Consider the following 22,663-nt stretch of genomic DNA (forward strand, 5'->3'; position numbering starts at 1 on the left):
GACCATGACGGGCATGGAGACGGCGGCGCTCGTCATCATGCAGATGTCACCGGCTCACGCGGCGCAGGTCATGCGCCAGTTCACCGAGGCCGAGGCCGAGGAGATCGCCGCCGAGATCATCCGACTGCGCAAGGTCGAGGAGGGCCACGCCGAGGCCGCGATCACCGAGTTCCACGCCCGTACCCGCAGCGGCCGCGCCGACACGCGCGGCGGCCGTGACGCGGCAGCGACCCTTCTGGACGCGGCCTTCGGGGAGGAGCGCGCCGCGGGGCTCATCGACCGGGCGGCCTCTGCCGCCGGCGGCCACTCGTTCGAGTTCATGGACAACGTCGACCCGTCGCACGTCTCCCGCGTGCTCGACGGCGAGGCGCCCGGCACCGTGGCCCTCGTGCTCGCCCACCTGCGCCCGGAGGTGGCCTCCCACGTGCTCGGGACCTTCGCCACGAGCATCCGGGCCGACATCGCGCAGGCGCTCGCGACCATGGGGACGCCGAGCCCCGAGATCGTCGAGATCGTCGCCGAGACTCTCCGCCAGCGGATCCGCTCGGCAGTCGCACCCGCGGACTCGACGGAGGTGACGGGCGGCGTTCAGCCCCTCGTCGACATCGTCAAGCGCTCGGATGTTGCTGCGGAGTACGAGCTGCTCGAGGAGATCGAGCGCCGTGACCCCGCCCTGGCCGAGGACATGCGCTCGCGCATGCTCAACTTCGGCGACCTCGTGAAGTTCGAGGACCGCGACGTGCAGCAGGTCATCCGCGGGCTGGATGCCTCCGCGCTCGCCGTCGCCCTGCACGGCGCCGACGAGGCGATTGCGGAGCTCATCCGCGCGAACATGTCCGAGCGCAACCGCGAGCTCCTCGACGACGAGATCAGCCTCCTCACCAAGGTGCGCAAGACCGCCGTGGTCGAGGCGCGCGCCGAGATCGTGAAGGCGATGCGCGAGCTCGAGTCCTCCGGCACGATCGCGGTCAAGGAGGAGACCGAGGGTGAGGCCGGCGAGGATGTCGACTGAGCAGGCGTTCTCGCCCCTGAGCTTCCCCGCGCTGCCGGGGCAGGCCAAGTCGGATGAGCGCGACGCCATCCGCGGCCACGCGGCGGGCTACGCCGCGGGGCGCAAGCAGGCCGAGGCGGAGCTGGCCGGGTTGCGCGAGCGGCTCGAGTCCGAGGCCGCGGAGGCGAGCGAGGCTGCGCGGGCGCGCATCGGCTCGGCTCTCGAGGCGCTCGCGCGCGCGGCATCCGACTTCCGCTCCCGGCAGGCGCCGGTGCTGCAGTCCGTCGACGCGTCGATCGCGTCGGCAGCCATCGAGCTCGCGGAGGCCATCGTCGGCCACGAGCTCTCGACGGCGGGCGGTTCCGCGCGCGCGGCACTCGACCGGGCATCCGTCGAGGCCGTTCCCGCCGGCAGCATCGTGCGCCTCAACCCCCAGGACATCGCCGTGATCGTCGCCGAGGGCGGCGCGCAGCCGGGCCTCGAGCTCGTCGCGGACTACTCGCTCGAGCGCGGCGACGCCGTGGTCGACCTCCAGCACGGCTCGCTCGACGCCCGCGTCTCCGCCTCGCTGCAGCGCGCCCGCGCGGCCCTGACGGAGGGTGCGGCATGACCGCGGCGACGATCTTCCGCCCGGCCCGCCTCGACGCGATGCTCGAGGCGGCGCGCCCCGAGCGCATCGGCTCGGTCACGTCGGTCGCCGGCCTGCGCATCGACATCCGCGGGCTCGAGGCCAGCATCGGCGATGTCGTGGTGATCGGCGAGACCGCGAGGGCCGAGGTCGTCGCCGTCGCGACGGGCGTGCTCACAGCGATGCTGCTCGACCCGGTCGAGAACCTCGCCTCCGGCACGCCGGTGCGAACGCGCCGCACCCGGATGCTCGTCCCCACCGGCCACGGACTGCTCGGCCGCGTGCTCGACGGAATGGGCCGCCCGATGGACGGCAAGGGCCCGCTCGTCGCCAGCGGCTGGGTCCCCGTGGACAACGATGTGCCGCCCGCCCTCGACCGCGCGCGCATCGACACCCCGCTCTCACTCGGCGTGCGCGCCCTCGACACGCTCGCCACGATGGGCCGCGGCCAGCGCATGGGGCTCTTCGCGGGCTCGGGCGTCGGCAAGTCCTCGCTCATGTCGATGATCGCCCGCGGCTCGGACGCCGAGCTCTCGGTGATCGCCCTGGTGGGCGAGCGGGGCCGCGAGGTCCGCGAGTTCCTCGAGGACGACCTGGGCGACGAGGGCCTCGCGCGCTCCGTGGTGGTCGTGTCGACGGCGGATGCCCCGGCGCTCCTCCGCGTCCGCGCGGCCTTCACCGCCACCCGCATCGCGGAGTCGTTCCGCGACCAGGGCTCGCACGTCATGCTCATGATGGACTCGCTCACGCGCGTCGCCTTCGCCCAGCGCGAGATCGGCCTCTCGGTGGGGGAGCCGCCCGCGACCCGGGGCTACCCGCCGTCGGTGTTCGGACTGCTCGGACGCCTCCTCGAGCGCGCGGGCACGGCGGAGCAGGGCTCGATCACGGGCATGTACACGGTGCTCGTCGAGGGGGACGACCACAACGAGCCGATCGCCGACGCCGTGCGCTCCATCCTCGACGGCCACGTCGTCCTCGACCGCAAGCTCGCGCTCGCCGGCCATTACCCGGCCATCGACGTGCTGGCCTCGGTCTCGCGGGTCGCGTCAAGGGTCTCCTCCTCGGAGAACCGGGCGGTCGCGGCATCCCTCAAGAAAGTGCTCGCCGCACGGATGAGCGCACAGGACCTGCTCGACGTGGGCGCCTACCAGCCCGGCTCCAACCCGCTCGTGGATGCCGCGGTGGGCCATCAGGCGGAGATCGAGCACTTCCTCCAGCAGGACATGCACGACCTCACCCCGCAGGATGAGGCGTGGGCGCGCCTGGCGCAGATCACGCAGTCCTTCGCGACGGAGGCGGCGGCATGAGCGCGCAGTTCTCGCTCGCCGGCCTGCTCCGCCTGCGCAAGCTGCAGGAGGACCAGCGCGCCGCGGAGCTCAACTCGGCGCGCGACCGCGAGTCGGTGGGGCTCGCCCGCACGCGCCGGATCCGCCGCACACTGGCGGAGGGGCACGAGGACCCCACGGCGCACGCCTCCCTCGCCTCGATCGCCGCCGCGCGCGCCTCCTCGGCCACCATGCTCTCCGAGCTGGGCGAGATCGACCGGGAGAATGCGGCCCAGGTCGAGACCGCGGCGACTGCCCACGCGGACGCCCACCGCAAGACTCTCGGGCTCGAGAAGCTCGAGGCGCGCTTCGAGGAGAAGAAGCTCGCGGAGGAGCTCCGGGAGGAGCAGCTGCTGCTCGACGACCTGTCGTCGCGGGCATGGCACGTCGCGAACCGGGAGGAGGCCCCGTGAGCACCGACTCGATGATCGCCCTGCAGCGCATCCAGACCACGTTCGACCAGCTCGCCAGCCCCGGTGGGCCCCCGGCGACATCGTCGGCCTCGAACTCGAACGAGCTGTTCGCCAAGCTCATCGACGCGCTGCGGGCCCAGCAGGACGCGACGGCGGCGGAAGCGCCGGCGAGCACCGCCACGGGAGACGGGATCGTCTCCGCGGCCGAGAGCTACGAGGGCGTGCCGTACGTCTTCGGCGGCACGAGCCGGGACGGCATCGACTGCACCGGCCTCGTGCAGCAGGCCCTCGCGGACGCGGGCATCACCGTCGGCCGGAGCATGGACGAGCAGATGACCGCGGGCAAGGAGGTCGGCAAGCTCGCCGATGCCAAGCCGGGCGACCTCATCGTGCTCGACGGCGGTGCCCACATCGTCATCTACGCGGGCAACGGGAACGTCATCCACGCACCCTACGAGGGTCGGACGGTCACCGAGCAGAAGGCGTGGTTCGACGACTCGGACATCGTCACGATCCGCCGGGTCGCGCCCGAGGCCGCGCCCGCCAGCAGCTACTCCGGCACCGCGTTCTCGTCGGGCGCGGCGACCGCCTTCTCGACCTCAGAGGCCCTCCAGGCACTGATCAACGCCCAAGCAGCAATTCTCAGCAGGAGCATCTAGATGAGCACCGTAGCCCCGAGCGCCCCGGCGCCCGCCGCCGTCGACGCACCGGCGCCGAGCGCGAAGGGGGAGACCGCCGACCCGGCAGCCTTCGCTGCCGAGTTCGAGACCGCCGTCACCACCCTCGCGAGCCTCGTCGCCGCCGTGACGGATGCCGCGGCCCCGGCCGACGCCGCGCCCGCAGACCCCGCAGCGCCCGCCGCCCCCGCCGCCCCGGCGCTGCCCGCCGCCGCCCTCCCTGCCCCGGCCCCGTCCGACACGGCGGAAACGGCGCAGGCCGCACCCCCGCAGCTCGCGGCACCGGCCGCCCCGGCGCTCCCGGTCTCCGTCACTCCGGACGGCGCGCCCGCCGAGGCGGCAGCCGCCGTTCCTGTCGACACCGCCGCGGTCGCCCCCGCCGTGGCCGCCGAGGTCGCCGCGACCGCCGACAGCGCGGACGACAGCAACGACGAGACGGTGGATGCCGCCCCCGACGCCTCCCTGATCGACGCCGCCCCCGACCTCGCGCCGCCCGTGGCGCTGCCGGTGGTGCTGCCTCCGCCCGCGCAGCAGCAGCCCTCCGCCGCCGTGTCCGCCGAGCCGAAGGCCCCGGTCGCGCCCGCCGTCAGCGCGGTGGCCGCCCCGAGCGACGCGGCGACCGCGGCCTCCGCGGCCCCCGCACCCGACGCGGCCCCGGCTCCGGCCGTCGTCGCCCCCGCCCCGGCACCCGCCGTGGCGGCCACCCAGGCCCCCGACGAGGTCGCGGCACCCGCTGCGCCGGCCCGCGCCCAGGCGCCCGATCTCGTCGGACAGCTCAGCCGTCCGCTGCAGGGGCTCCGCTCCTTCGGCGACGGGACGCACGTGATCTCGATCAGCGTCACCCCGGACAACCTCGGCCCCGTCGCCGTGCGCGCCCACGTGACCGGCGATAACATCCGCATCGAGCTCGTCGCGCCCACCGACCAGGCCCGCGCGGCGATCAAGGACCTCCTGCCCGACCTGCGCCGCGACCTCTCCGGCTCCGGCGGGCAGGCGACGCTCGACCTCTCCTCCGGCAACCAGCCCTCCGGCCGCGAGAGCGCGCCGCGGGACGCCCCCGCCCAGAGCCGCCTCACCGACACCGCCGCACCGGCGCCCGCCACGGGCATCCGGACCCTCTCCCGCACCGACGCCGCACTCGACGTCCTCGCCTGAACCACAAGAACAGAAAGGACGCCATGACCAGCCCCATCGACACCATCGTCAACAACAGCAGTGTGCAGGTTCCGTCGTCGATCAGCTCCGTCGGGAATGTCTCGAAGCAGAAGATGGACGGGGAGATGTTCCTGCAGCTCCTCGTCGCCCAGCTGCGCGCACAGGACCCGAGCTCGCCCATGGACACCAACGCCATGATGACCCAGACCTCCCAGCTGGCCAGCATGGAGCAGCTGACCACCATGTCGAACCTGACCCAGGAGTCGTTCTCGCTGCAGATGCGCATGGCCGCCTCCGGCCTCATCGGCAAGGAGGTCTCCTATGTCGACGCGGACGGCAAGGAGCAGAAGGGCATCGCCACGGCGGTGTCGTTCGCGGATGCCGTGCCCATGGTCACGGTCGGCGACAAGTCGATCCGACTCGACGCGATCTCCGGCGTCACCACCCCCAAGACTCCCTAGCCCCACCCCAACGAAAGGCACATCATGCTTCGCGCACTGTACTCAGCGATCTCGGGACTCCGATCCCACCAGACGATGCTCGACGTCACGGGCAACAACATCGCCAACGTCAACACCACGGCGTTCAAGGCCTCCGCCACCCAGTTCCAGGACACGCTCTCGCAGCTCACCCAGGGCGCGAGCGGACCGCAGGCCCAGGCCGGCGGTAGCAACCCGGCCCAGATCGGCCTCGGCGTGCAGGTCGCGGCGATCTCGACGAACTTCTCCCAGGGCTCGGCGCAGGCCACGGGCCGCGCGACCGACATGATGATCTCCGGCGACGGATTCTTCGTGGTGCAGTCGGGCGGGGAGACATTGTACACCCGCGCCGGGTCGTTCTCGTTCGACGCCGGCGGCCGCCTGGTCACCCCGGACGGCGCGCTCGTCCAGGGCTGGACCGCCGTGAACGGCGTCGTGCCGACGACCGGCGGTGCTGTCGGCCAGATCACCCTCCCGCAGAACGCCGTGGCGCCCGCCACCGCTACCTCGTCGGTGACGATGTCCGGCAATCTCCCCTCCGACATCGCGGTCGGCACGAAGCTCACCCGCGACGTCGACGTCTACGACGCGACCGGCGCCTCGCGCACGCTCACGATGGAGTTCACCCGCACGGCGACCGGCTGGGACACGAAGGCCACCGACGGCGCGACCGTCGTGACCGGGGCGATGACCTTCAACGCCGGCGGCCACGTCGCGACCGGCGGCACGCTCACGGTGGGCGGCATCGCCATCGACCTGAGCACGACTACCGGGTTCGCGGACCTCGACACCATTGCGGCGAGCAAGCAGGACGGGCGCGAGCCCGGCACGCTCCAGTCGTTCTCGCTCTCGAAGGACGGCACGCTCGTGGGCTCGTTCAGCAACGGCGCCACCGAGGCGATCGCGCGCATCGCGCTCGCGACCTTCACGAACCCCGGCGGCCTCGAGAAGGCGGGCGGCTCGACCTACCGCACCTCGATCAACTCCGGCGGGGCGACCCTCGGCGCGGCAGGCAGCGGCGGGATCGGCTCGCTCATGGGCGGCGCGCTCGAGATGTCGAACGTCGATCTCTCGCAGGAGTTCACCAACCTGATCGTCGCCCAGCGCGGCTTCCAGGCCAACGCCCGCATCATCACCACGTCCGACGAGGTACTGCAGGAGCTGACGAACCTGAAGCGCTGACGATGATGCGGGTTGAGTAGGCCGCCCGCGGCCGTATCGAAACCCCCCAGTTTCGATACCGGCGCCAGAGCGCCTTACTCAACCGGCTTTGTACCTATTACTGGGGTACAGGCGTGTCCCCGAACGGGGTACGCGCCTGCCCTTACACGATTACCTCCCCCGCCGAGAGTGGTGAGTACGCCGATTATTCCGTCGGCCCAATGGGGGAGTCATCATGATCGTGGTAACGCGACTCAACAACACGCGCTTCGCGGTCAACCCTGACCTCATCGAGCGCATCCAGTCCAGCCCGGACACGACGCTGACCCTGGTCGGGGGGACCAGCTACATCGTCACCGAGACCATGGACGAGGTCATCGAGATGATCGCGGCCTATCGCGCCGGCGTCATCGCGCGCGCCCGGGCCATGCCGACCTTCGACGGACCGGGCACCTCGCTGGGCGTCGTGCCGTTCGACCGCGCCGAGCGCGCCGTACCCTCCGGGAGCCGCTGATGGATCCCGCAACCATAATCGGCCTGATCATCGCCTTCGGGGCGCTGATCGGGATGATGACAGTCGAGGGCGCGACGCTCACCGCGATCCTGCTGCCGGGGCCCATGATGCTCGTGTTCGGGGCGACCATCGCCGTCGGCATCGCGAGCACGACCATCCCGGACGCCATCCAGGCGGTGAAGGCGCTTCCGCGCGCCTTCAAGGGAGTCAAGTACAAGCCCCAGGCGACCATCGACCAGCTGGTCGAGCTCGCCGAGGTGGCCCGCAGGCAGGGCCTCCTCGCGCTCGAGCAGGAAGCGGACAAGATCAACGACGAGTTCCTCAAGTCCGCGCTCCAGGGCGTCGCCGACGGCATGGACGCCGAGGACCTCGCCATCATGCTCGAGGACCAGGTCGCCACGCGCGAGCGCGCCGCCCGCCAGGCGGCGAAGTTCTACACCACCATGGGCGGTTACGCGCCCACTATCGGCATCATCGGCACCGTCGTCTCGCTCACGCACGTGCTCGAGAACCTCTCCGACCCGTCGTCGCTCGGCCACTCCATCGCCGCCGCCTTCGTGGCGACCCTGTGGGGCGTGCTCTCCGCCAACTTCCTGTGGCTGCCGATCGGGACGAGGCTCATCCGCCTCGTCGAGCTCGATGTGCAGCGCATGACGATCATCGTCGAGGGCATCCTCGCGCTGCAGGCCGGAAACCAGCCCAGGGTCGTCGGCGAGCGCCTGCGCGCCCTCGTGCCGGCCCACTCGCTGGGCAAGCTGGCGAAGGCGGCATGAGCAGACGGGGTCGTGGGCACAAGGGGGGTGCGCACGACGAGGGCCACGCCGACGAGCGCTGGCTAGTCTCCTACGCGGACATGATCACGGTGCTCATGTGCCTGTTCCTCGTGCTGTTCGCCATGTCGACCGTCGATGCGGCGAAGTACGAGCAGCTCAAGGCGTCGCTCGCGACGGGCTTCGGCACGACGCCGAGCACGAGCGTCGACTCCGCCGTGGGCGTGATCGTCGACCCGAAGTACGTGGACAGCCAGGGGGTCGGATTCAACACCGAGGAGTCACCGGAGGATCAGAACAAGAAGGCCGCGAAGCAGGAGGTCGAGAAGTTCGACGCCCTCGTGAAGCAGATCACGGCGAACCTCGCGGCGCAGGGCCTCGAGGACCAGGTGAGCTTCACCATCGACGAGCGCGGTCTCACCGTCAAGCTCCTCGGCGGGCAGACCTACTTCGCCGGTGACAGTGCGTACCTGCAGAGCACCGCCATCACGGCGATCGACGCGGTCGGGGCCGCCCTCTCGGGCCTGCCCAACCACGTCTCCGTGGAGGGCCATATCGACCCGTACGGGCAGGGCTCGCCCGCACTCAACGACTGGGAGCTCGCCGGCGCCCGCAGCACGGCGGTGCTGCGACGGCTCGTCGAGACGGGAGTGATCGCGGCCGAGCGGATCTCGTCGACGAGCTACGGCGGCGTGCATCCCGAAGTCGACTCCGAGTCCGCACTCAACCGCCGCGTCGACATCGTCGTGCTCACCGACCTGCCCGGCGCGGCCGCGGCACTGATCCCGGGGGCGGTGGCCGACGGGAATCACTGAGCTGCGCGGGTCGAGTAGAGCGCCCTAGATTTCGATATTGCCGCGGGCGGCCTGCTCAATCCACGAAAAGTACTAACGCGGGCGCGCGAGCGACCGATAGTTCGGCGTGTGACGATTCAGATGGTGTCCGGCGTACCCACGCGCACCATCGACGCGGAGCCCTACGACTTCGCCCGCCCCACCCGCCTCCCGCGCGAGCAGGCCGCCGAGGTGCTGCGCGGCATGGACTCCTTCGCCCGCTCGTGGGCCACCGAGCTCTCCACGAAGCTGCGCGCCGAGTGCAGCGCGACCGTCGTCGGCGTCTCGCTGCTGCCGTACGAGGACTACATCAAGACGCTGCCCGAGTCGGCGGCGATGATCCTGCTCTCCATGGACACGGTGCTCGCCCGCGGGGTCATGCAGTTCCCGCTGCAGGCCAGCCTCGCCTGGGCCGAGCGCATGCTGGGCGGGTCCGGTCGCGGTGACATCCCGGAGCGCCCGTTCTCCCCGATCGAGCAGGCGCTCATCACGAAAGTGGTCGGCGGCGCCCTCGCGACGATGGCCTACAGCCTCGGTGCCTCGTTCCCGCAGAACGCCAAGGTCGACCGAATCGAGTACACGCCGCAAGCCGCGAAGGCTGCGGGGCCGCTGGATGCCACTATCGTCACATCGCTCGAGCTGACGGTCGACGACACGACATCCCTCATCACGTTCGCCCTCCCGGCGGACGCGCTCACGAGGGAGCCCGTCGAGTCGTCGCACGACAGTGAGGACGAGCCCCTCGAACTCATGCTCGCGCACCTGGCGGGCGTTCCCGTGCGGGTGTCGCTGCAGTTCCAGCCGACACGGGTGAAGCCCGAGGTCGTGCTCGCGCTCGCCGAGGGTGACCTCATCCGCATGACCCATTCGAAGAACCGCCCGCTCAACTTCGCCGTCGAGGGCCACATCATGGCCAAGGCAGCGGTGGGAGCGAGCGGATCGCAGCTCGCCTGCGTGATCGTCGATACCCAGGAGACCCCATGACCACGACAGCCCCCGCCGGCATGTCAGCAACGCAGCCGAGCGCGACCCGCGACTACGCCCTGCAGGTGGCGGCGGTCGAGGCGCTGGCGGATGCCCTGCCCGGCGCCGAGCGCCCCACCGTCGTCAACCACCCGTCGCCCGAGCAGCTCTCCGGCCCGTTCTCGGTCGCGCTGGCCGCCGAGTTCGTGGGAGTCCGCTCCGCCGACATCGCCCTCGTGCTGAACGACCGCACCATCCTCGCGGAGGCCGCGGGCGTCGACGAGGCCCTCGCCGAGCCGGCAGAGCTCGTCCGCCCCGCGATCGAGGCCGCGAGCGCGACCCTGGGCGTCGGCGTCCTGGGCGATGTCACCGAGGCGGATGCCTCGGCCCTCGTCGCCGCCTCCGGCACCGCCGTGTTCGAGCTCACCACGGCCGCCGGCTCCATCGGCTGGTTCGCGATCCGCCTGCACGCGACCGCGATCGCCCCGGCGCCCGCCGCCGTCGTCAGCTCGCCCGGCAACCTCTCGCGCATCAGCAACGTCGAGATGGCCCTCACCGTCGAGATCGGCCGCACCCGCATGGCGGTGCGCGACCTCCTCGCCCTCGAGCCCGGCGCCGTCGTCGAGCTCGACCGCTCCGCGGGCACCCCGGCCGACATCCTGCTCAACGGCAAGCTCATCGCCCACGGCGACGTGGTCGTCGTCGACCAGGACTACGCGGTGCGCATCACCCGCATCCTCGACAACCCCGAGGCCGTCCTCTAGTGGACACACTGTTCCTCGTCCTGCGCGTCACCGTCTCCCTCGCGGCGGTGCTCGGGATCATCTGGTACGCGCAGCGCCGCATCAGCAAGGGCACGCGCGCCAGGCAGGGCAAGACGATCACGGTCGTCGGCAGGCAGGGCGTGGGCGCGAAGGCGTCCGTCGCCGTGATCGACGTCGACGGCAAGCGGTTCCTCCTGGGAGTCACCGAGCACTCGGTGAACATCCTGCACACATCGGACACGCCCGAGGCACCCGCCGAGGCGTTTTCACGAGCTCTCACGGAAGAGGGCGGCGACCTGGCAGTGGAGGCGGTGAAACCCCCGGGCGCCTCGCCGCTCGCGGGCTCCATCCTCTCCGCTGAGACCTGGCGTCGCGCGTTCGCAAGCCTCAAGCCGTGAGGCCCGGCAGGGCCCTGCGCACCGCGGCGGCGGCCATCGCCGCGGGTGCGGTCTCCATGCTGCTCACGGCGGGCGCGGCAGTCCCGGCATTCCCCGCGGACGACCCGGTACCGACCCCGACTCCCACCGATCCGCTCTCCGGGGTCGTCGACGGCATCGTGAACGTCGGCATCAACGGGCCCGACGGCGCGCCGGCATCCTCGATCATCGTCCTTCTGGGCATCACCGTCCTCTCGATCGCCCCCGCGATCCTGCTCATGATGACGTCGTTCACGAAGATCTTCATCGTGCTCGCGATGACGCGGAACGCGATAGGCCTCACCACGATCCCGCCCACGCAGGTGCTCGCCGGCCTCGCCCTGTTCCTGTCGATCTTCATCATGTGGCCGACCCTCGCCGACGTGAACACGGCAGCAGTCCAGCCCTACCTCGACGGCCAGATCGACTTCCAGGGGGCGGTGGATGCCGCGTCCGGCCCGTTGCGCACCTTCATGCTCGCCCACACCCGCGAGGAGGACCTGGGCCTCATGACCCGGGCCGCAAACCTGGCCAACCCCGACTCGCCCGACGTGGTGCCCCTGCAGACACTCATCCCGGCCTTCATGATCTCGGAGCTGCGGGCGGGCTTCATCATCGGGTTCGTCATCTTCGTGCCGTTCCTCGTGATCGACCTCGTCGTCTCCGCCGGCCTGATGGCGATGGGCATGATGATGCTGCCGCCCGTGATGATCTCGCTGCCGTTCAAGATCCTGCTGTTCATCCTCGTCGACGGCTGGGGACTGATCATCACGTCGCTGGTCGGCAGTTACGGGCTCGGGCCATGAACCCGGCAATGGTCATCGACATCGGCGTGCAGGCCCTCGTGGTCGCCGCCAAGCTCGGCGCGCCCATGCTCATCACGGCGCTCGTCGTCGGCTTCGCGATCTCGGTGTTCCAGTCGATCACGCAGATCCAGGAGGTCACCCTCTCGTTCGTGCCGAAGGCGGTCGCGGTCGCGATCGCGCTCGTGATCAGCGGGCAGTGGATGATCGCGGAGATCGTGACGTTCACGCAGAGCCTGTTCGAACGGATCCCGCAGTTGGTGGGCGGGTGACGTGTTCGGGCTCGACGCAGCGTGGATCGAAGCCGTGATGCTCGCCGGGGTGCGCGTCACGGCCTTCCTCGTGATCGCCCCGCCGTTCTCGCACGCGGGCATCCCGGTGCGCATCAAGGCGATGCTCGGCGTCGCCCTCGCGCTCGTGATAGCCCCGCGCGTGACGGGCGGCTACGCGACGCTCGACACGGGCCCCTTCCTCGTCGCGATCGTGATGCAGCTGCTCGTGGGCCTGTTCCTGGGCTTCCTCGTGATGATGGCCTTCTCCGCCGTCCAGTCGGCGGGAAACCTCATCGACCTGTTCGGCGGCTTCCAGCTCGCCCAGGCCTTCGACCCGCAGGCGATGGTCAACGGCGCGCAGTTCACGCGGCTGTTCCACATGGCGGCGCTCGCGCTGCTGTTCGCCACTGACGGCTACCAGCTCATCCTCGGCGGGCTTTTCCGCAGCTTCGACGCCGTCCCGGTCACTATGACCCTGTCGGCCGCGCCCAACCCCCAGCTGCTGGTCGAGGGATTCTCGCAGCTCTTCCTCTCGGCGCTGCAGATCGCCGGCCCCATGATCATCGTTCTGTTCCTCGCGGACGTGGGACTCGGGCTGCTCACGCGCGTGGCCCCGGCGATCAACGCCTTCGCCCTCGGCTTCCCGCTCAAGATCCTCATCACTGTCGTGTTCGCGGGCGTCGTGTTCCTGGCGATCCCGCGCGTGGTCTCCGCGATCACTCAGGACGTGCTCAAGGCCATGCTGGGAGCCTTCTCGTGAGCGACGCACAGGAGAAGACCGAACAGGCGACCGACAAGCGCATGAAGGAGGTGCGGGCCAAGGGCCAGCTCTCCCACTCGAAGGACCTCGTCTCCTGGGTCGCGGTCGGCGCCGGGGCGGCGATGATCCCGGCCACGATCAGCGGCATCACCGACTCGAGCGCGGGGGCGGTCCTCTCCTTCCGCGACATCATCGCCCACCCGGACCCGCAGGCCGCGGTCGCTGTCCTCGGGGACGGTCTCGGCACGGTCATCCCGGCGCTCACCCCGATGTTCGTGGTGGTCGTCATCGCCATCGTCGCCGCGACGGCCGTGCAGGGCGGCATCCACCTCAAGCGGCCCGCGCCGAAGTTCGACCAGTTCGACCCGGTCGCCGGCATCAAGCGCGTGTTCGGCTTCCAGGCCGCCTGGGAGGGCGTGAAGGCCGTGGTCAAGACCGCGGTAGTGGGCGCCGTGCTGGTGTCCGTGCTCCAGGGCCTCATGCCCGTGCTCTCGGTGGCGGGCGGGCTGCCGATCAACAACCTCATCGCCGAGACGACCGGCAGCGTGGCATCCATCATGCAGTCCGCCATCATCGCCGGGCTGGGCCTCGCCGCGGTCGACCTTTTCGTGGTCATGCGCCGCAACCGCAAGAGCACGCGCATGTCGAAGAAGGAGGTCGCGGACGAGAACAAGAACGCCGAGGGCGACCCGATGATCCGCGCCATGCGGCGCTCGCGCCAGCTCGCCATGGGCCGTAACCGCATGATCGCGGCGGTGACCGGCGCCGACGTCGTCCTGCTCAACCCGACCCACATCGCCGTCGCCCTGAAGTACGAGGCCGGCAAGTCGGCGCCGCGCGTCGTGGCGAAGGGGGCGGATGCCGTAGCCCTCAAGATCCGCGAGAAGGCCGCCGAGAACGACATCCCCATGGTGGAGGACATCGCCCTCGCCCGGGCCCTGCACGCCGCGTGCGAGGTCGGGCAGGAGATCCCCGCGGACCTCTACCAGGCCGTGGCGCGCGTGCTCGCCTTCGTCATGTCCCTCAAGTCCAGGGGTGCCGCCAAGGGCACCCACAAGCTCTCTCCCACCACGGCCTGATAGGAACAGCAATGAGACGGAATCTCTCGACATTCGCGGTCCCGCTGGGGGTCGTCGGCATCGTGCTGCTGCTCGTGGTGCCGGTGCCCGCCTGGCTGCTCGACGTGCTGCTCATCGTCAACATCCTGTTCGCGCTGGTCATCCTGCTCACCACGATGTTCGTGAAGCGGCCCCTCGACTTCTCGGTGTTCCCGTCCCTGCTGCTCGTGGCCACGCTGTTCCGCCTCGGCCTCAACGTGGCGTCGACCCGGCTCGTGCTGGGGGAGGGGTACGCGGGGCAGGTCATCCACGCCCTCGGCACCGTGGCCATCAACGGCTCGCTCATCATCGGCGCCGTGATCTTCCTCATCCTCGTCGTCATCCAGTTCGTCGTCGTCACGAAGGGCGCCGAGCGCGTCGCCGAGGTCGGCGCGCGCTTCACCCTCGACGCGATGCCCGGCAAGCAGATGGCCATCGACGCCGACCTCAACACCGGCGCGATCACGGAGGAGCAGGCGCGCGTGCGGCGCGCCGAGGTCTCGGCGGAGGCCGACTTCTACGGCGCGATGGACGGCGCCTCGAAGTTCGTGAAGGGCGACGCGATCGCCGGCATCATCATCATCATCATCAACATCCTGGGCGGAATCGGCATCGGGATGCTGCAGCGCGGCATGGACATCATGGACGCGGTCAACACCTACAGCCTCCTCACCATCGGCGACGGCCTCACCTCGCAGATCCCGGCCCTGCTCATGGCGGTCTCCACCGGCATGATCGTCACCCGCTCGAACGTCGAGTCGGACATGGGCTCGCAGACGTCCACCCAGCTCTCGCAGAGCCGCATGGCGCTCACGATCGCGGGCGTCGCCGCGATCCTCCTCGGGCTCGTGCCCGAGATGCCGCTCATCGCGTTCTGGATCATCGGCCTGACTCTCATCATCTTCGGCCAGCGCATCGCCTCCCGCCAGAAGGCGGCCGCCGCAGCCGAGGCCGCCTCCGCCACCGTCGAGGCCGCCGCCCCGAAGGAGACGCCGGAGGAGCTCATCGAGCAGATGCGGGTGCACGCCCTCGAGGTGCAGCTCGCCCCCGACCTCGTCGACCTGGCCTCGGGCTCCGGCGACGACCTGCTCGCCCGGGTGCGCGGGCTGCGCCGCCGCCTCGCCCTGGAGATGGGCATCGTGGTGCCCCCGGTCCGCACGCGGGACAGCCTGGAGCTGCCGCAGTCGACCTACGTCATCCGCGTCGCCGGCGTCGAGGCGGGCCGAGGCATGGCGCCCCCCGGCCGGGTCCTCGCGCTCGGCGACAATCTCGAGTCGCTGCCGGGCAGCGTCACGGTCGACCCCGTCTTCGGGCTCGCGGGCAAGTGGGTGCCGATGGAGATGCGGCACTCCGCGGAGCTCGCGGGCGCTACCGTGATCGACCGGGTGAGCGTCATCGTTACCCACCTCTCGGCGATCGTCACCGCCAACGCCGCGCGACTGCTCACCCGCGAGGACGTGCGCCTGCTGACGGACGGCGTGAAGCAGGTCAACCCGTCCGCGGCGGACGAGCTCGTGCCGGCGCTGCTCTCGCTCGGCGAGGTGCAGCGGGTGCTCCAGGGGCTGCTCGGCGAGGAGGTGCCGATCAACGACCTGCCGCGAGTGTACGAGGCGCTGGCCATGCGGGCGAAGGTGTCCACAGACCCCGAGGGGCTCATCGAGGCCGCGCGCCTGTCGATCGCGCCCCTGATCGTCTCGAAGAAGCTCGAGGGGGGCATCCTGCGCATCATCATGGTCGACCCGGTGCTGGAGCAGTCGATGCTCGAGGCGCTGCGGCCCTCGGAGTTGGGGTCGCAGATCATCATGGACCAGGGCAGGCTCGAGCACGTGCTGAGCAACGTGCGCTCGATCGTCGAGCAGGCCTCCGAGAAGGGCATCACGCCCGTGCTCGTCTGCGCGCCAGCGCTACGCCCGGCCATCCGCCGGCTGGTGGGTCCGCAGATCAGCGGCCTCGCCGTGCTCTCGTACCAGGAGGTGACGTCGGCGCAGGTCGGCATCGAGACGATCGGGGTGGTGCGTGCCTTCGATTCGATTCCGGCTTGATCCGGCCCCGCTCGACCGCATCGCCGAGACGGTCAGGGAGCGGTACGGCGTAGCCGCCACCGTCGTCTCCACCGAGGAGGTCCGCGTCGGCGGGATCGGCGGCTTCTTCGCGCGCCGGTTCCTCGACGTCGTGGTCGAGGTGCCCGACCCGGCGAAGCCGGAGGAGTGGACCGCGCACCGCCGCGGTGCCTTCGACGACCTCGTGGAACGGGCGGACCGCGCCGACCGCCGGGAGCTCCCGATCGACGCGTCGGCGGTGCCGCCGCTCTCCACCGAGTCCGACGCGTTCTCGGGCGTCCTCGAGGACCTCCAGCGCTACGCCTCGCCCAACGCCCCCGTTGCGACCGCCACCCGCCGCAAGGCGCGCCCGGTCGTCATGCTCAAGGCGCCGGGCGACCTCGTCGTCATCGCCGGGATCGGCGAGGACGCGATGACCGTCGCCCGCTCGATCTCCGGCCAGCGCGGCGGGCCCGAGATCGTGGCCGGCGGCGCCCAGTACGCCGCGCCCGGCACTCCGCGGGTCACCGACCACAAGAGCGCCTTCTCCGCGCGGGCCCGGGGCGTCGAGAACGGCCGCGCGACGATCGTCGCCTACTCGATCGAGCCCGGGGATGCCCGCCTGGCCGCCCACGCGGCCGCCCTGGCCGCGATCCGCCCCGACCAGCTGTGGCTCGCCGTCGACGCCTCGCGCAAGCCGGAGGACACCGCGGCCTGGGTCGGCGCCGTGTGCACAGTCGTCTCGGTGCAGGCGCTCGCCGTGCTCCGCACCGCGTGGACCTCCACCCCCGAGACCGTGCGCTCCCTCGGTCTGCCCGAGGGCTGGTCCGACGCGGTGGGTTAGGCCAGCGTCGCGCGCTACAGATTCCGCGTTGCGCGGCAGGAGTTTCTGTAGCGCGGCAGCAGATCTGTAGCGCGGCGGACCGTACCCCACTCCGGGTGCCGCTGGGCCTCCGCCGTTGAAGCTAGGCTTGCCGCATGCTCGTCCTGACCCGCAAGCGCGGAGAACAGATCCTCATCGGGGACGACATCGTCATCACCATCCTCGACGCCAAGGGCGACAGCATCCGGGTCGGCATCGACGCCCCGCGCGGCGTCGTCATCCACCGGCTCGAGGTCATGCAGGCCGTCACCGAGGCAAACCTGGAGGCCGCGCGCGGCGGCTCGTCAGACGGCACCGCGCTCGCCGGCCTGCTCTCCGCGATGCCCAAGAAAGCTGTCGACGAGGCCCCGAAAGACGCCTGATCGGGTTGGCCCCACAACGCGGGGCACCTTATTGCGGGACTGTCCCCCGGCTTAACCCTCGGGTTACGTTCAATCCCTGGGGGGACCAGTCCGTCGATTTCCGACGGGAGTTCCCGAGCCCGAGGGGGGAGGACCGCCGTGATCTCGCTTGCAGAGATTCTCGTTCTGCGCGGCCTCATGCCCATCGAGAGCCTGGACTCCGTCGGCTCCTCCGCGGCGAGCGACGAGTTCCTCATCAGCGAGCTGACGGGGGCGGGAAAAGTCACGGAGGCGCAGGTGGCGTCCGCGAGGGCGGCCCAGCTGGGCATCCCGTTCGTGGAGCTCGCCGACTACCCCGTAGACCGCCTGGCAGTCGAAATGGTGCCCACCGCCCTGCTGCGCCGCCACGAGGTACTGCCGATCTCGATCGACGGCAACCGCCTGATCATCGCCATGGCCGACCCGGGCGACGTGATCGCCCTCGACGACGTGCGCGCGAGCGTGCAGCTCATGGTGCACCCCGTGCTCGCCGAGCAGTCGGACCTGCGCGCCGCACTAGCGCGCTTCGTGCGCTCCGACGGCGAGTTGAACGACCTCACCACCGCGATCGTCGACGAGTCGGCCGAGCTCGACAACTCGAGCCTCCAGGTCACGGAGGCCTCCGACGACGACGCGCCCGTCGTGCGCTTCGTCAACCTGCTCATCAGCCAGGGCATCCAGGACCACGCCTCTGACATCCACATCGAGCCGGGCGAGCACGAGCTCATGGTGCGGTACCGCATCGACGGCGTGCTGCACGTCATGCAGCGCGCGCCGAAGAACATCCAGAACGGCGTCATCTCGCGCCTCAAGATAATGAGCGACATCGACATCGCCGAGCGCCGCCGCCCGCAGGACGGCCGCATGTCGGTGCGCCACGCCGACCGCCAGATCGACCTCCGCGTCGCGACCCTCCCCACCGTGTGGGGCGAGAAGGTCGTCATGCGAATCCTGGACAACACCAACACGGCTATGTCGATCGACCAGCTCAACCTGCTCGGCCGCAACGCCGAGGTGTTCAAGGCCTCCTACACGAAGCCCAACGGCATGATCCTCGTCACCGGCCCCACGGGCTCCGGCAAGTCGACGACCCTGTACACGACCCTCAAGGCGGTCGCCCGGCCCGAGATCAACGTCATCACCGTCGAGGACCCGGTGGAGTACCGGATGCCCGGCATCAACCAGGTGCAGGTGAACCCGAAGGCCGGCCTCACGTTCGCGAGCGCGCTGCGCTCCATCCTCCGCTCCGACCCGGACGTCGTGCTCCTCGGTGAGATCCGCGACCACGAGACCGCGCAGATCGCCATCGAGGCGTCGCTCACCGGCCACCTCGTGCTCTCGACCCTGCACACCAACGACGCGCCGAGCGCCATCACGCGCCTCATCGAGATGGACATCGAGCCGTTCCTCGTCGGATCGGCCCTCGACTCGGTCATGGCCCAGCGCCTCGCCCGCCGCCTGTGCGACCGGTGCAAGACGGCGTACCAGCCGAACCCGCAGGACCTGATCCATCTGGGGCTCGGCTACGACGGCTCGTACGCGCCGCCCACGCTCTTCGCCCCCGCCGGCTGCTCGGCGTGCTCCAACACCGGCTACCGCGGCCGGGTTGCACTGCACGAGATCATGCCCGTGTCGGAGGAGATCGAACGACTTACCGTGTCACGGGCATCCAGCCTGGAGATAAAGCAGACGGCAGTGGCCCAGGGGATGTCGACGCTGCGCGTCGACGGGTGGGACAAGGCCCGGCTCGGCCTCACATCAATTGAAGAGATCTTGCGAGTAGTGGCCTGATGGACAGGACACAAGGGGGACACATGGAAGACCCGATATACGCCGTCCCGGCATTCGACGCCAACGGGATGCCGCTGCCGCCGCCCGAGCAGGGCCGCCGCCGCGATGCGCGCGTGCAGACGTCGGTGTTCGCGCCGAACGACGAGTTCACCATGACCACGCCGCTGGCTGACCAGGCTGCGACGCTGCAGTCCGCGCCGCCGCCCGTCTACGAGCTGCCCATCACCGACCTCGCGCCGCCCGCGCCGGTCTACGAGCTGCCCATCGACACCGCCGGCGAGCCCTCGTGGGACAGCTACGAGCCCACCACGCCGCCGGCCGCCTTCGATGCGCCCACTGGTTTCGACGCGCCGCCGCCGCAGGTGTACGACGTCTCCGCCGTGGTCCTGCCACTGCCCAACACTCCGGACCTGCTGGCGACCGCGCCACCGCCCGCCGCCGCGTTCCGCGTGCCGGCGTTCGACCCGCCGGCCGCCGACGACGCCTTCGAGATCGACACACCCGCGGTGAGCTCGGGCGCGACCGGCGACCTGCTCGCCGCGCTGCGCGAGGTGCTGTTCCGCGGGGCGTCCGACCTGCACATCAGCGCCGGCGCTCCGCCCATGCTGCGCATCGACGGCGCCCTCGGCCCGATCGCCGACGGCAAGCCGTGGAGCCGCGAGGTCGTCAAGGAGACCCTCATGGGCCTGCTCTCGCCCTACGAGCGCCAGCGGTTCGAGGACTCCCTCGAGCTCGACTTCGCCTACACGCTCACCGCCAACGCGCGCTTCCGCGTGAACTACTACCAGGACCGCGGCTCGATGAGCGCGGCGTTCCGCATCATCCCGAACGAGGTCAAGCAGCTCGCCCAGCTCGGCATCCCCGAGGTGGTCTCGCAGTTCGCGACACTGCCGCGCGGCCTCGTGCTCGTCACGGGCCCCACCGGCTCGGGCAAGTCGACCACGCTGGCGGCGCTCATCGACATCGTCAACTCGACGCGCACCGACCACATCATGACCGTCGAGGACCCGATCGAGTTCCTGCACCGGAACAAGAAGTCGCTCGTGCACCAGCGCGAGGTCGGCCGTGACACGCAGAGCTTCAGCTCGGCACTCAAGCACGTGCTCCGGCAGGACCCGGACGTCATCCTCATCGGCGAGCTGCGCGACCTCGAGACCATCTCGACCGCGCTGACCGCCGCGGAGACCGGCCACCTCGTCTTCGCGACCCTGCACACTCAGGATGCCGCGCAGACCATCGACCGCATCATCGACGTCTACCCGCCGCACCAGCAGATGCAGATCCGCTCGCAGCTGGCGTCCACGCTCCAGGGCATCGTCTGCCAGACGCTGGTGAAGCGGGCATCCGGAGCCGGACGAGTGGTCGCCGCCGAGGTGCTCATGATGACGCCCGCGATCGGCAACCTGATCCGCGAGGGCAAGACGTTCCAGATCGGCTCGGCGATGCAGTCGGGCCGCGCTCAGGGGATGAGCACGCTCGACCAGCACCTGGCCGACCTGGTCAACTCCGGCACCATCTCGCGCCAGTCGGCGATCGACAAGGCGCGCGACATCGCGGCGATGAGCCGGATGATCACCCGCGTCGATGTCGCCGAGACGACCGACGGCTCCTTCGGCAGCTTCGCCGCCCCCGCTAAGGCAGGAAACTGATGTCCACCACCGCTCTGCGCTCCTTCGAGTACAAGACCAGGAACACCTCGGGCAAGCTCGTCAAGGGCCGGCTCGAGGCGACGAACGAGAACGCGGCCGCCGCCAAGCTCTCGGGCATGGGGCTCACGCCGGTCGCGATCAAGGAGACCGCCGCGGCTACCGGGCTCAACCGCGACATCAACTTCGGCTCGTTCGGCAAGCAGGTGAGCCTCAAGGACCTCGCCGTCATGACGCGGCAGCTGTCCACGATGATCGCGGCGGGTCTCTCGCTGTTGCGCGCGCTCGTCATCCTCGCCGACCAGACGGAGAACAAGAGGCTCGCCGAGGTGCTCGGGAAGGTCTCGCACGACGTCGAGATCGGCAGCTCGCTCTCCGACTCGATGGCGAAGTACCCGATCGAGTTCCCGCCCCTGATGATCAACATGGTCAAGGCGGGGGAGGTCGGCGGCTTCCTCGACAGCGCGCTCGACTCGGTCGCGCAGAACTTCGAGAAGGAGGCCAAGCTCCGGTCGACGATCAAGTCAGCCATGGCCTACCCGGTAATGGTGCTCGCCCTCTCCGGTGTGGCGGTGGTTCTGATGCTGCTGTTCATCGTGCCCGTCTTCAAGACGATGTTCGAGGGGCTGGGCAGCGAACTGCCCCTGCCGACGCAGTTCCTCGTGAGCCTCTCTCAGTCCATGGTCGTCGTGCTGCCGGTCGCGGTCGTCGTCGGGCTGGTCTTCTCGGTCTGGTGGCGCAAGAACAAGAACACCGAGGCCGTCCTGAGGGTCATCGATCCGATCAAGCTCAAGCTGCCCGTGTTCGGCGCGCTCATGAAGAAGATCGCCGTGGCGCGCTTCACCCGAAACCTGTCGAACATGATCGGCTCGGGCGTGCCCATCCTGCAGGCTCTCGCGATCGTGGGGGAGACCTCCGGCAACTGGGTGATCGGGCAGGCCGCGAAGCGCGTGGCCGACTCGGTGCGCCAGGGCAAGTCGATCGCCGGTCCGCTGGCCGAGGAGCCGGTGTTCCCGGCCATGGTCGTGCAGATGATCGCCGTCGGCGAGGACTCGGGCTCGCTCGAGGTCATGCTGAGCAAGGTCTCCGACTTCTACGACTCCGAGGTGCAGGCGACCACGGAGGCGCTCACGAGCCTCATCGAGCCCCTCCTGATCGCCTTCCTCGGCATCGTGGTCGGTGGCATGATCATCGCGCTGTACCTGCCGATCTTCGGCATCGCTACCGCCGTCAAATAGTCGTTCCGCCCCCCTTCGGGTGCGCCACGGACTGGGGTGCCCAAACCCCCCGTCCGTGGGATTACCACCCCCTTGTACCCCGAATACCGTGTCTTCTGTCGGGTCTTCGCCGGTTTGGGGGGACGGCTCGAAAACACATCCTTCACAAAGAAATGGACACATCATGACCCGCTTCATCAACGCGCTCAACAAGAAGCGCGCTTCGCTCGGCACCAGCGACAAGGGCTTCACGCTCATCGAGCTCCTCGTCGTCGTCATCATCATCGGCATCCTGGCCGCGATCGCCATTCCGATCTACATCGGCGTGCAGAACAACGCCAAGGAGTCGTCGGTCAAGTCGGACCTCGTCAACGCGAAGATCGCCGTTGTGGCGTACTACACGCAGTCCGCGACGTCGGCGATGCCCGCCACCATCACTGCAGCGACCCTGAGCGAGTACGGCTACGCCGGCTCCTCGGCGATCACCTACACGGGTGCCGCCGACGCGAAGACGTTCTGCCTCACGGTTGCCTCGCCCACCGGCACGGGCAACTACTACGCCGGTGCGAAGACCGAGGTCGGCTCCAGCCCGTCCGCGACGAAGCCCACCACCTGCAACTAGTTCCACCCGGATGGGGCGCTGGTCTCCAGCGCCCCATCCGTTCCATGTAAGGCACCACCAGACC

Annotated in this window: 25 protein-coding genes; all 25 read left to right on the forward strand. The window is 70.1% G+C overall.

The window, feature by feature from the left end; all coding sequences use genetic code 11:
• Positions 1-4: 4 nt before the first annotated feature.
• The 25 genes from AC1RTC_RS14325 (at position 5) to AC1RTC_RS14445 (ending at position 22,599) form a co-directional block, all read left to right on the forward strand.
• Positions 5-1,012, forward strand: a complete 1,008-nt coding sequence (locus tag AC1RTC_RS14325) for a flagellar motor switch protein FliG (protein ID WP_493156966.1) — start codon at positions 5-7, stop codon at positions 1,010-1,012.
• Positions 1,002-1,601 (forward strand): FliH/SctL family protein, encoded by a 600-nt coding sequence (locus AC1RTC_RS14330; protein ID WP_493156823.1) that lies wholly within the window; start codon positions 1,002-1,004, stop codon positions 1,599-1,601. The genes AC1RTC_RS14325 and AC1RTC_RS14330 overlap by 11 nt, the downstream gene beginning before the upstream one ends.
• Complete coding sequence (locus AC1RTC_RS14335) at positions 1,598-2,926, forward strand: FliI/YscN family ATPase (RefSeq protein WP_493156825.1); 1,329 nt, start codon at positions 1,598-1,600, stop codon at positions 2,924-2,926. The genes AC1RTC_RS14330 and AC1RTC_RS14335 overlap by 4 nt, the downstream gene beginning before the upstream one ends.
• Positions 2,923-3,357 carry a flagellar FliJ family protein gene (locus AC1RTC_RS14340; RefSeq protein WP_493156827.1) on the forward strand — a complete coding sequence of 145 codons (435 nt, stop codon included), beginning with the start codon at positions 2,923-2,925 and terminating at the stop codon, positions 3,355-3,357. The genes AC1RTC_RS14335 and AC1RTC_RS14340 overlap by 4 nt, the downstream gene beginning before the upstream one ends.
• Positions 3,354-4,016 carry a C40 family peptidase gene (locus tag AC1RTC_RS14345; RefSeq protein ID WP_493156829.1) on the forward strand — a complete coding sequence of 221 codons (663 nt, stop codon included), beginning with the start codon at positions 3,354-3,356 and terminating at the stop codon, positions 4,014-4,016. The genes AC1RTC_RS14340 and AC1RTC_RS14345 overlap by 4 nt, the downstream gene beginning before the upstream one ends.
• Complete coding sequence (locus AC1RTC_RS14350) at positions 4,017-5,189, forward strand: flagellar hook-length control protein FliK (protein WP_493156831.1); 1,173 nt, start codon at positions 4,017-4,019, stop codon at positions 5,187-5,189. It begins immediately after the preceding gene.
• A 23-nt stretch (positions 5,190-5,212) separates the two neighbouring features.
• Positions 5,213-5,650, forward strand: coding sequence for a flagellar hook assembly protein FlgD (locus AC1RTC_RS14355; RefSeq protein ID WP_493156833.1), 438 nt, complete (start codon positions 5,213-5,215; stop codon positions 5,648-5,650).
• A 24-nt stretch (positions 5,651-5,674) separates the two neighbouring features.
• Complete coding sequence (locus tag AC1RTC_RS14360; protein WP_493156835.1) at positions 5,675-6,850, forward strand: flagellar hook protein FlgE; 1,176 nt, start codon at positions 5,675-5,677, stop codon at positions 6,848-6,850.
• 214 nt (positions 6,851-7,064) lie between these two features.
• The gene (locus tag AC1RTC_RS14365; protein WP_493156836.1) at positions 7,065-7,343 is read left to right on the forward strand and encodes a flagellar FlbD family protein; all 279 of its coding nucleotides are present in this window, start codon (positions 7,065-7,067) and stop codon (positions 7,341-7,343) included.
• Entirely contained in the window at positions 7,343-8,116 is a 774-nt protein-coding gene (locus AC1RTC_RS14370; RefSeq protein WP_493156837.1) for a motility protein A, read from the forward strand. Before AC1RTC_RS14365 ends, AC1RTC_RS14370 begins: the two co-directional genes overlap by 1 nt.
• Positions 8,113-8,928, forward strand: a complete 816-nt coding sequence (locus AC1RTC_RS14375; protein WP_493156839.1) for an OmpA/MotB family protein — start codon at positions 8,113-8,115, stop codon at positions 8,926-8,928. Before AC1RTC_RS14370 ends, AC1RTC_RS14375 begins: the two co-directional genes overlap by 4 nt.
• A 108-nt stretch (positions 8,929-9,036) precedes the next feature.
• Positions 9,037-9,930, forward strand: a complete 894-nt coding sequence (locus tag AC1RTC_RS14380; protein WP_493156841.1) for a flagellar motor switch protein FliM — start codon at positions 9,037-9,039, stop codon at positions 9,928-9,930.
• Positions 9,927-10,673: a flagellar motor switch protein FliN gene (fliN, locus tag AC1RTC_RS14385; RefSeq protein WP_493156843.1), complete on the forward strand. Its 747-nt coding sequence runs from the start codon at positions 9,927-9,929 to the stop codon at positions 10,671-10,673. Before AC1RTC_RS14380 ends, fliN begins: the two co-directional genes overlap by 4 nt.
• Positions 10,673-11,071 (forward strand): flagellar biosynthetic protein FliO, encoded by a 399-nt coding sequence (gene fliO, locus AC1RTC_RS14390; protein WP_493156845.1) that lies wholly within the window; start codon positions 10,673-10,675, stop codon positions 11,069-11,071. The genes fliN and fliO overlap by 1 nt, the downstream gene beginning before the upstream one ends.
• A 56-nt stretch (positions 11,072-11,127) precedes the next feature.
• Positions 11,128-11,895: a flagellar type III secretion system pore protein FliP gene (fliP, locus tag AC1RTC_RS14395; protein WP_493156968.1), complete on the forward strand. Its 768-nt coding sequence runs from the start codon at positions 11,128-11,130 to the stop codon at positions 11,893-11,895.
• Entirely contained in the window at positions 11,892-12,164 is a 273-nt protein-coding gene (gene fliQ, locus AC1RTC_RS14400; RefSeq protein ID WP_493156847.1) for a flagellar biosynthesis protein FliQ, read from the forward strand. The genes fliP and fliQ overlap by 4 nt, the downstream gene beginning before the upstream one ends.
• Before the next feature lie 37 nt (positions 12,165-12,201).
• Positions 12,202-12,924, forward strand: a complete 723-nt coding sequence (locus AC1RTC_RS14405; protein ID WP_493156970.1) for a flagellar biosynthetic protein FliR — start codon at positions 12,202-12,204, stop codon at positions 12,922-12,924.
• Entirely contained in the window at positions 12,921-14,003 is a 1,083-nt protein-coding gene (locus AC1RTC_RS14410) for an EscU/YscU/HrcU family type III secretion system export apparatus switch protein (RefSeq protein WP_493156849.1), read from the forward strand. The genes AC1RTC_RS14405 and AC1RTC_RS14410 overlap by 4 nt, the downstream gene beginning before the upstream one ends.
• 11 nt (positions 14,004-14,014) lie before the next feature.
• Positions 14,015-16,063: a flagellar biosynthesis protein FlhA gene (locus AC1RTC_RS14415; RefSeq protein ID WP_493156851.1), complete on the forward strand. Its 2,049-nt coding sequence runs from the start codon at positions 14,015-14,017 to the stop codon at positions 16,061-16,063.
• Positions 16,038-16,904 (forward strand): hypothetical protein, encoded by an 867-nt coding sequence (locus AC1RTC_RS14420; RefSeq protein ID WP_493156853.1) that lies wholly within the window; start codon positions 16,038-16,040, stop codon positions 16,902-16,904. The genes AC1RTC_RS14415 and AC1RTC_RS14420 overlap by 26 nt, the downstream gene beginning before the upstream one ends.
• Positions 16,905-17,038: 134 nt before the next feature.
• Positions 17,039-17,305, forward strand: a complete 267-nt coding sequence (gene csrA / locus AC1RTC_RS14425; RefSeq protein ID WP_493156855.1) for a carbon storage regulator CsrA — start codon at positions 17,039-17,041, stop codon at positions 17,303-17,305.
• Between the two features lie 138 nt (positions 17,306-17,443).
• The gene (locus AC1RTC_RS14430) at positions 17,444-19,114 is read left to right on the forward strand and encodes a GspE/PulE family protein (protein WP_493156857.1); all 1,671 of its coding nucleotides are present in this window, start codon (positions 17,444-17,446) and stop codon (positions 19,112-19,114) included.
• 23 nt (positions 19,115-19,137) lie between these two features.
• Positions 19,138-20,763 (forward strand): type IV pilus twitching motility protein PilT, encoded by a 1,626-nt coding sequence (locus AC1RTC_RS14435; RefSeq protein WP_493156859.1) that lies wholly within the window; start codon positions 19,138-19,140, stop codon positions 20,761-20,763.
• The gene (locus tag AC1RTC_RS14440) at positions 20,763-21,998 is read left to right on the forward strand and encodes a type II secretion system F family protein (protein WP_493156861.1); all 1,236 of its coding nucleotides are present in this window, start codon (positions 20,763-20,765) and stop codon (positions 21,996-21,998) included. The genes AC1RTC_RS14435 and AC1RTC_RS14440 overlap by 1 nt, the downstream gene beginning before the upstream one ends.
• A gap of 163 nt (positions 21,999-22,161) precedes the next feature.
• On the forward strand, positions 22,162-22,599 hold the full coding sequence (locus AC1RTC_RS14445) for a type II secretion system protein (protein WP_493156862.1): 438 nt from the start codon (positions 22,162-22,164) through the stop codon (positions 22,597-22,599).
• The last annotated feature ends 64 nt before the right edge of the window (positions 22,600-22,663 follow it).

The organism is Rhodoglobus sp. GW821-FHT12B09 (assembly GCF_058809925.1).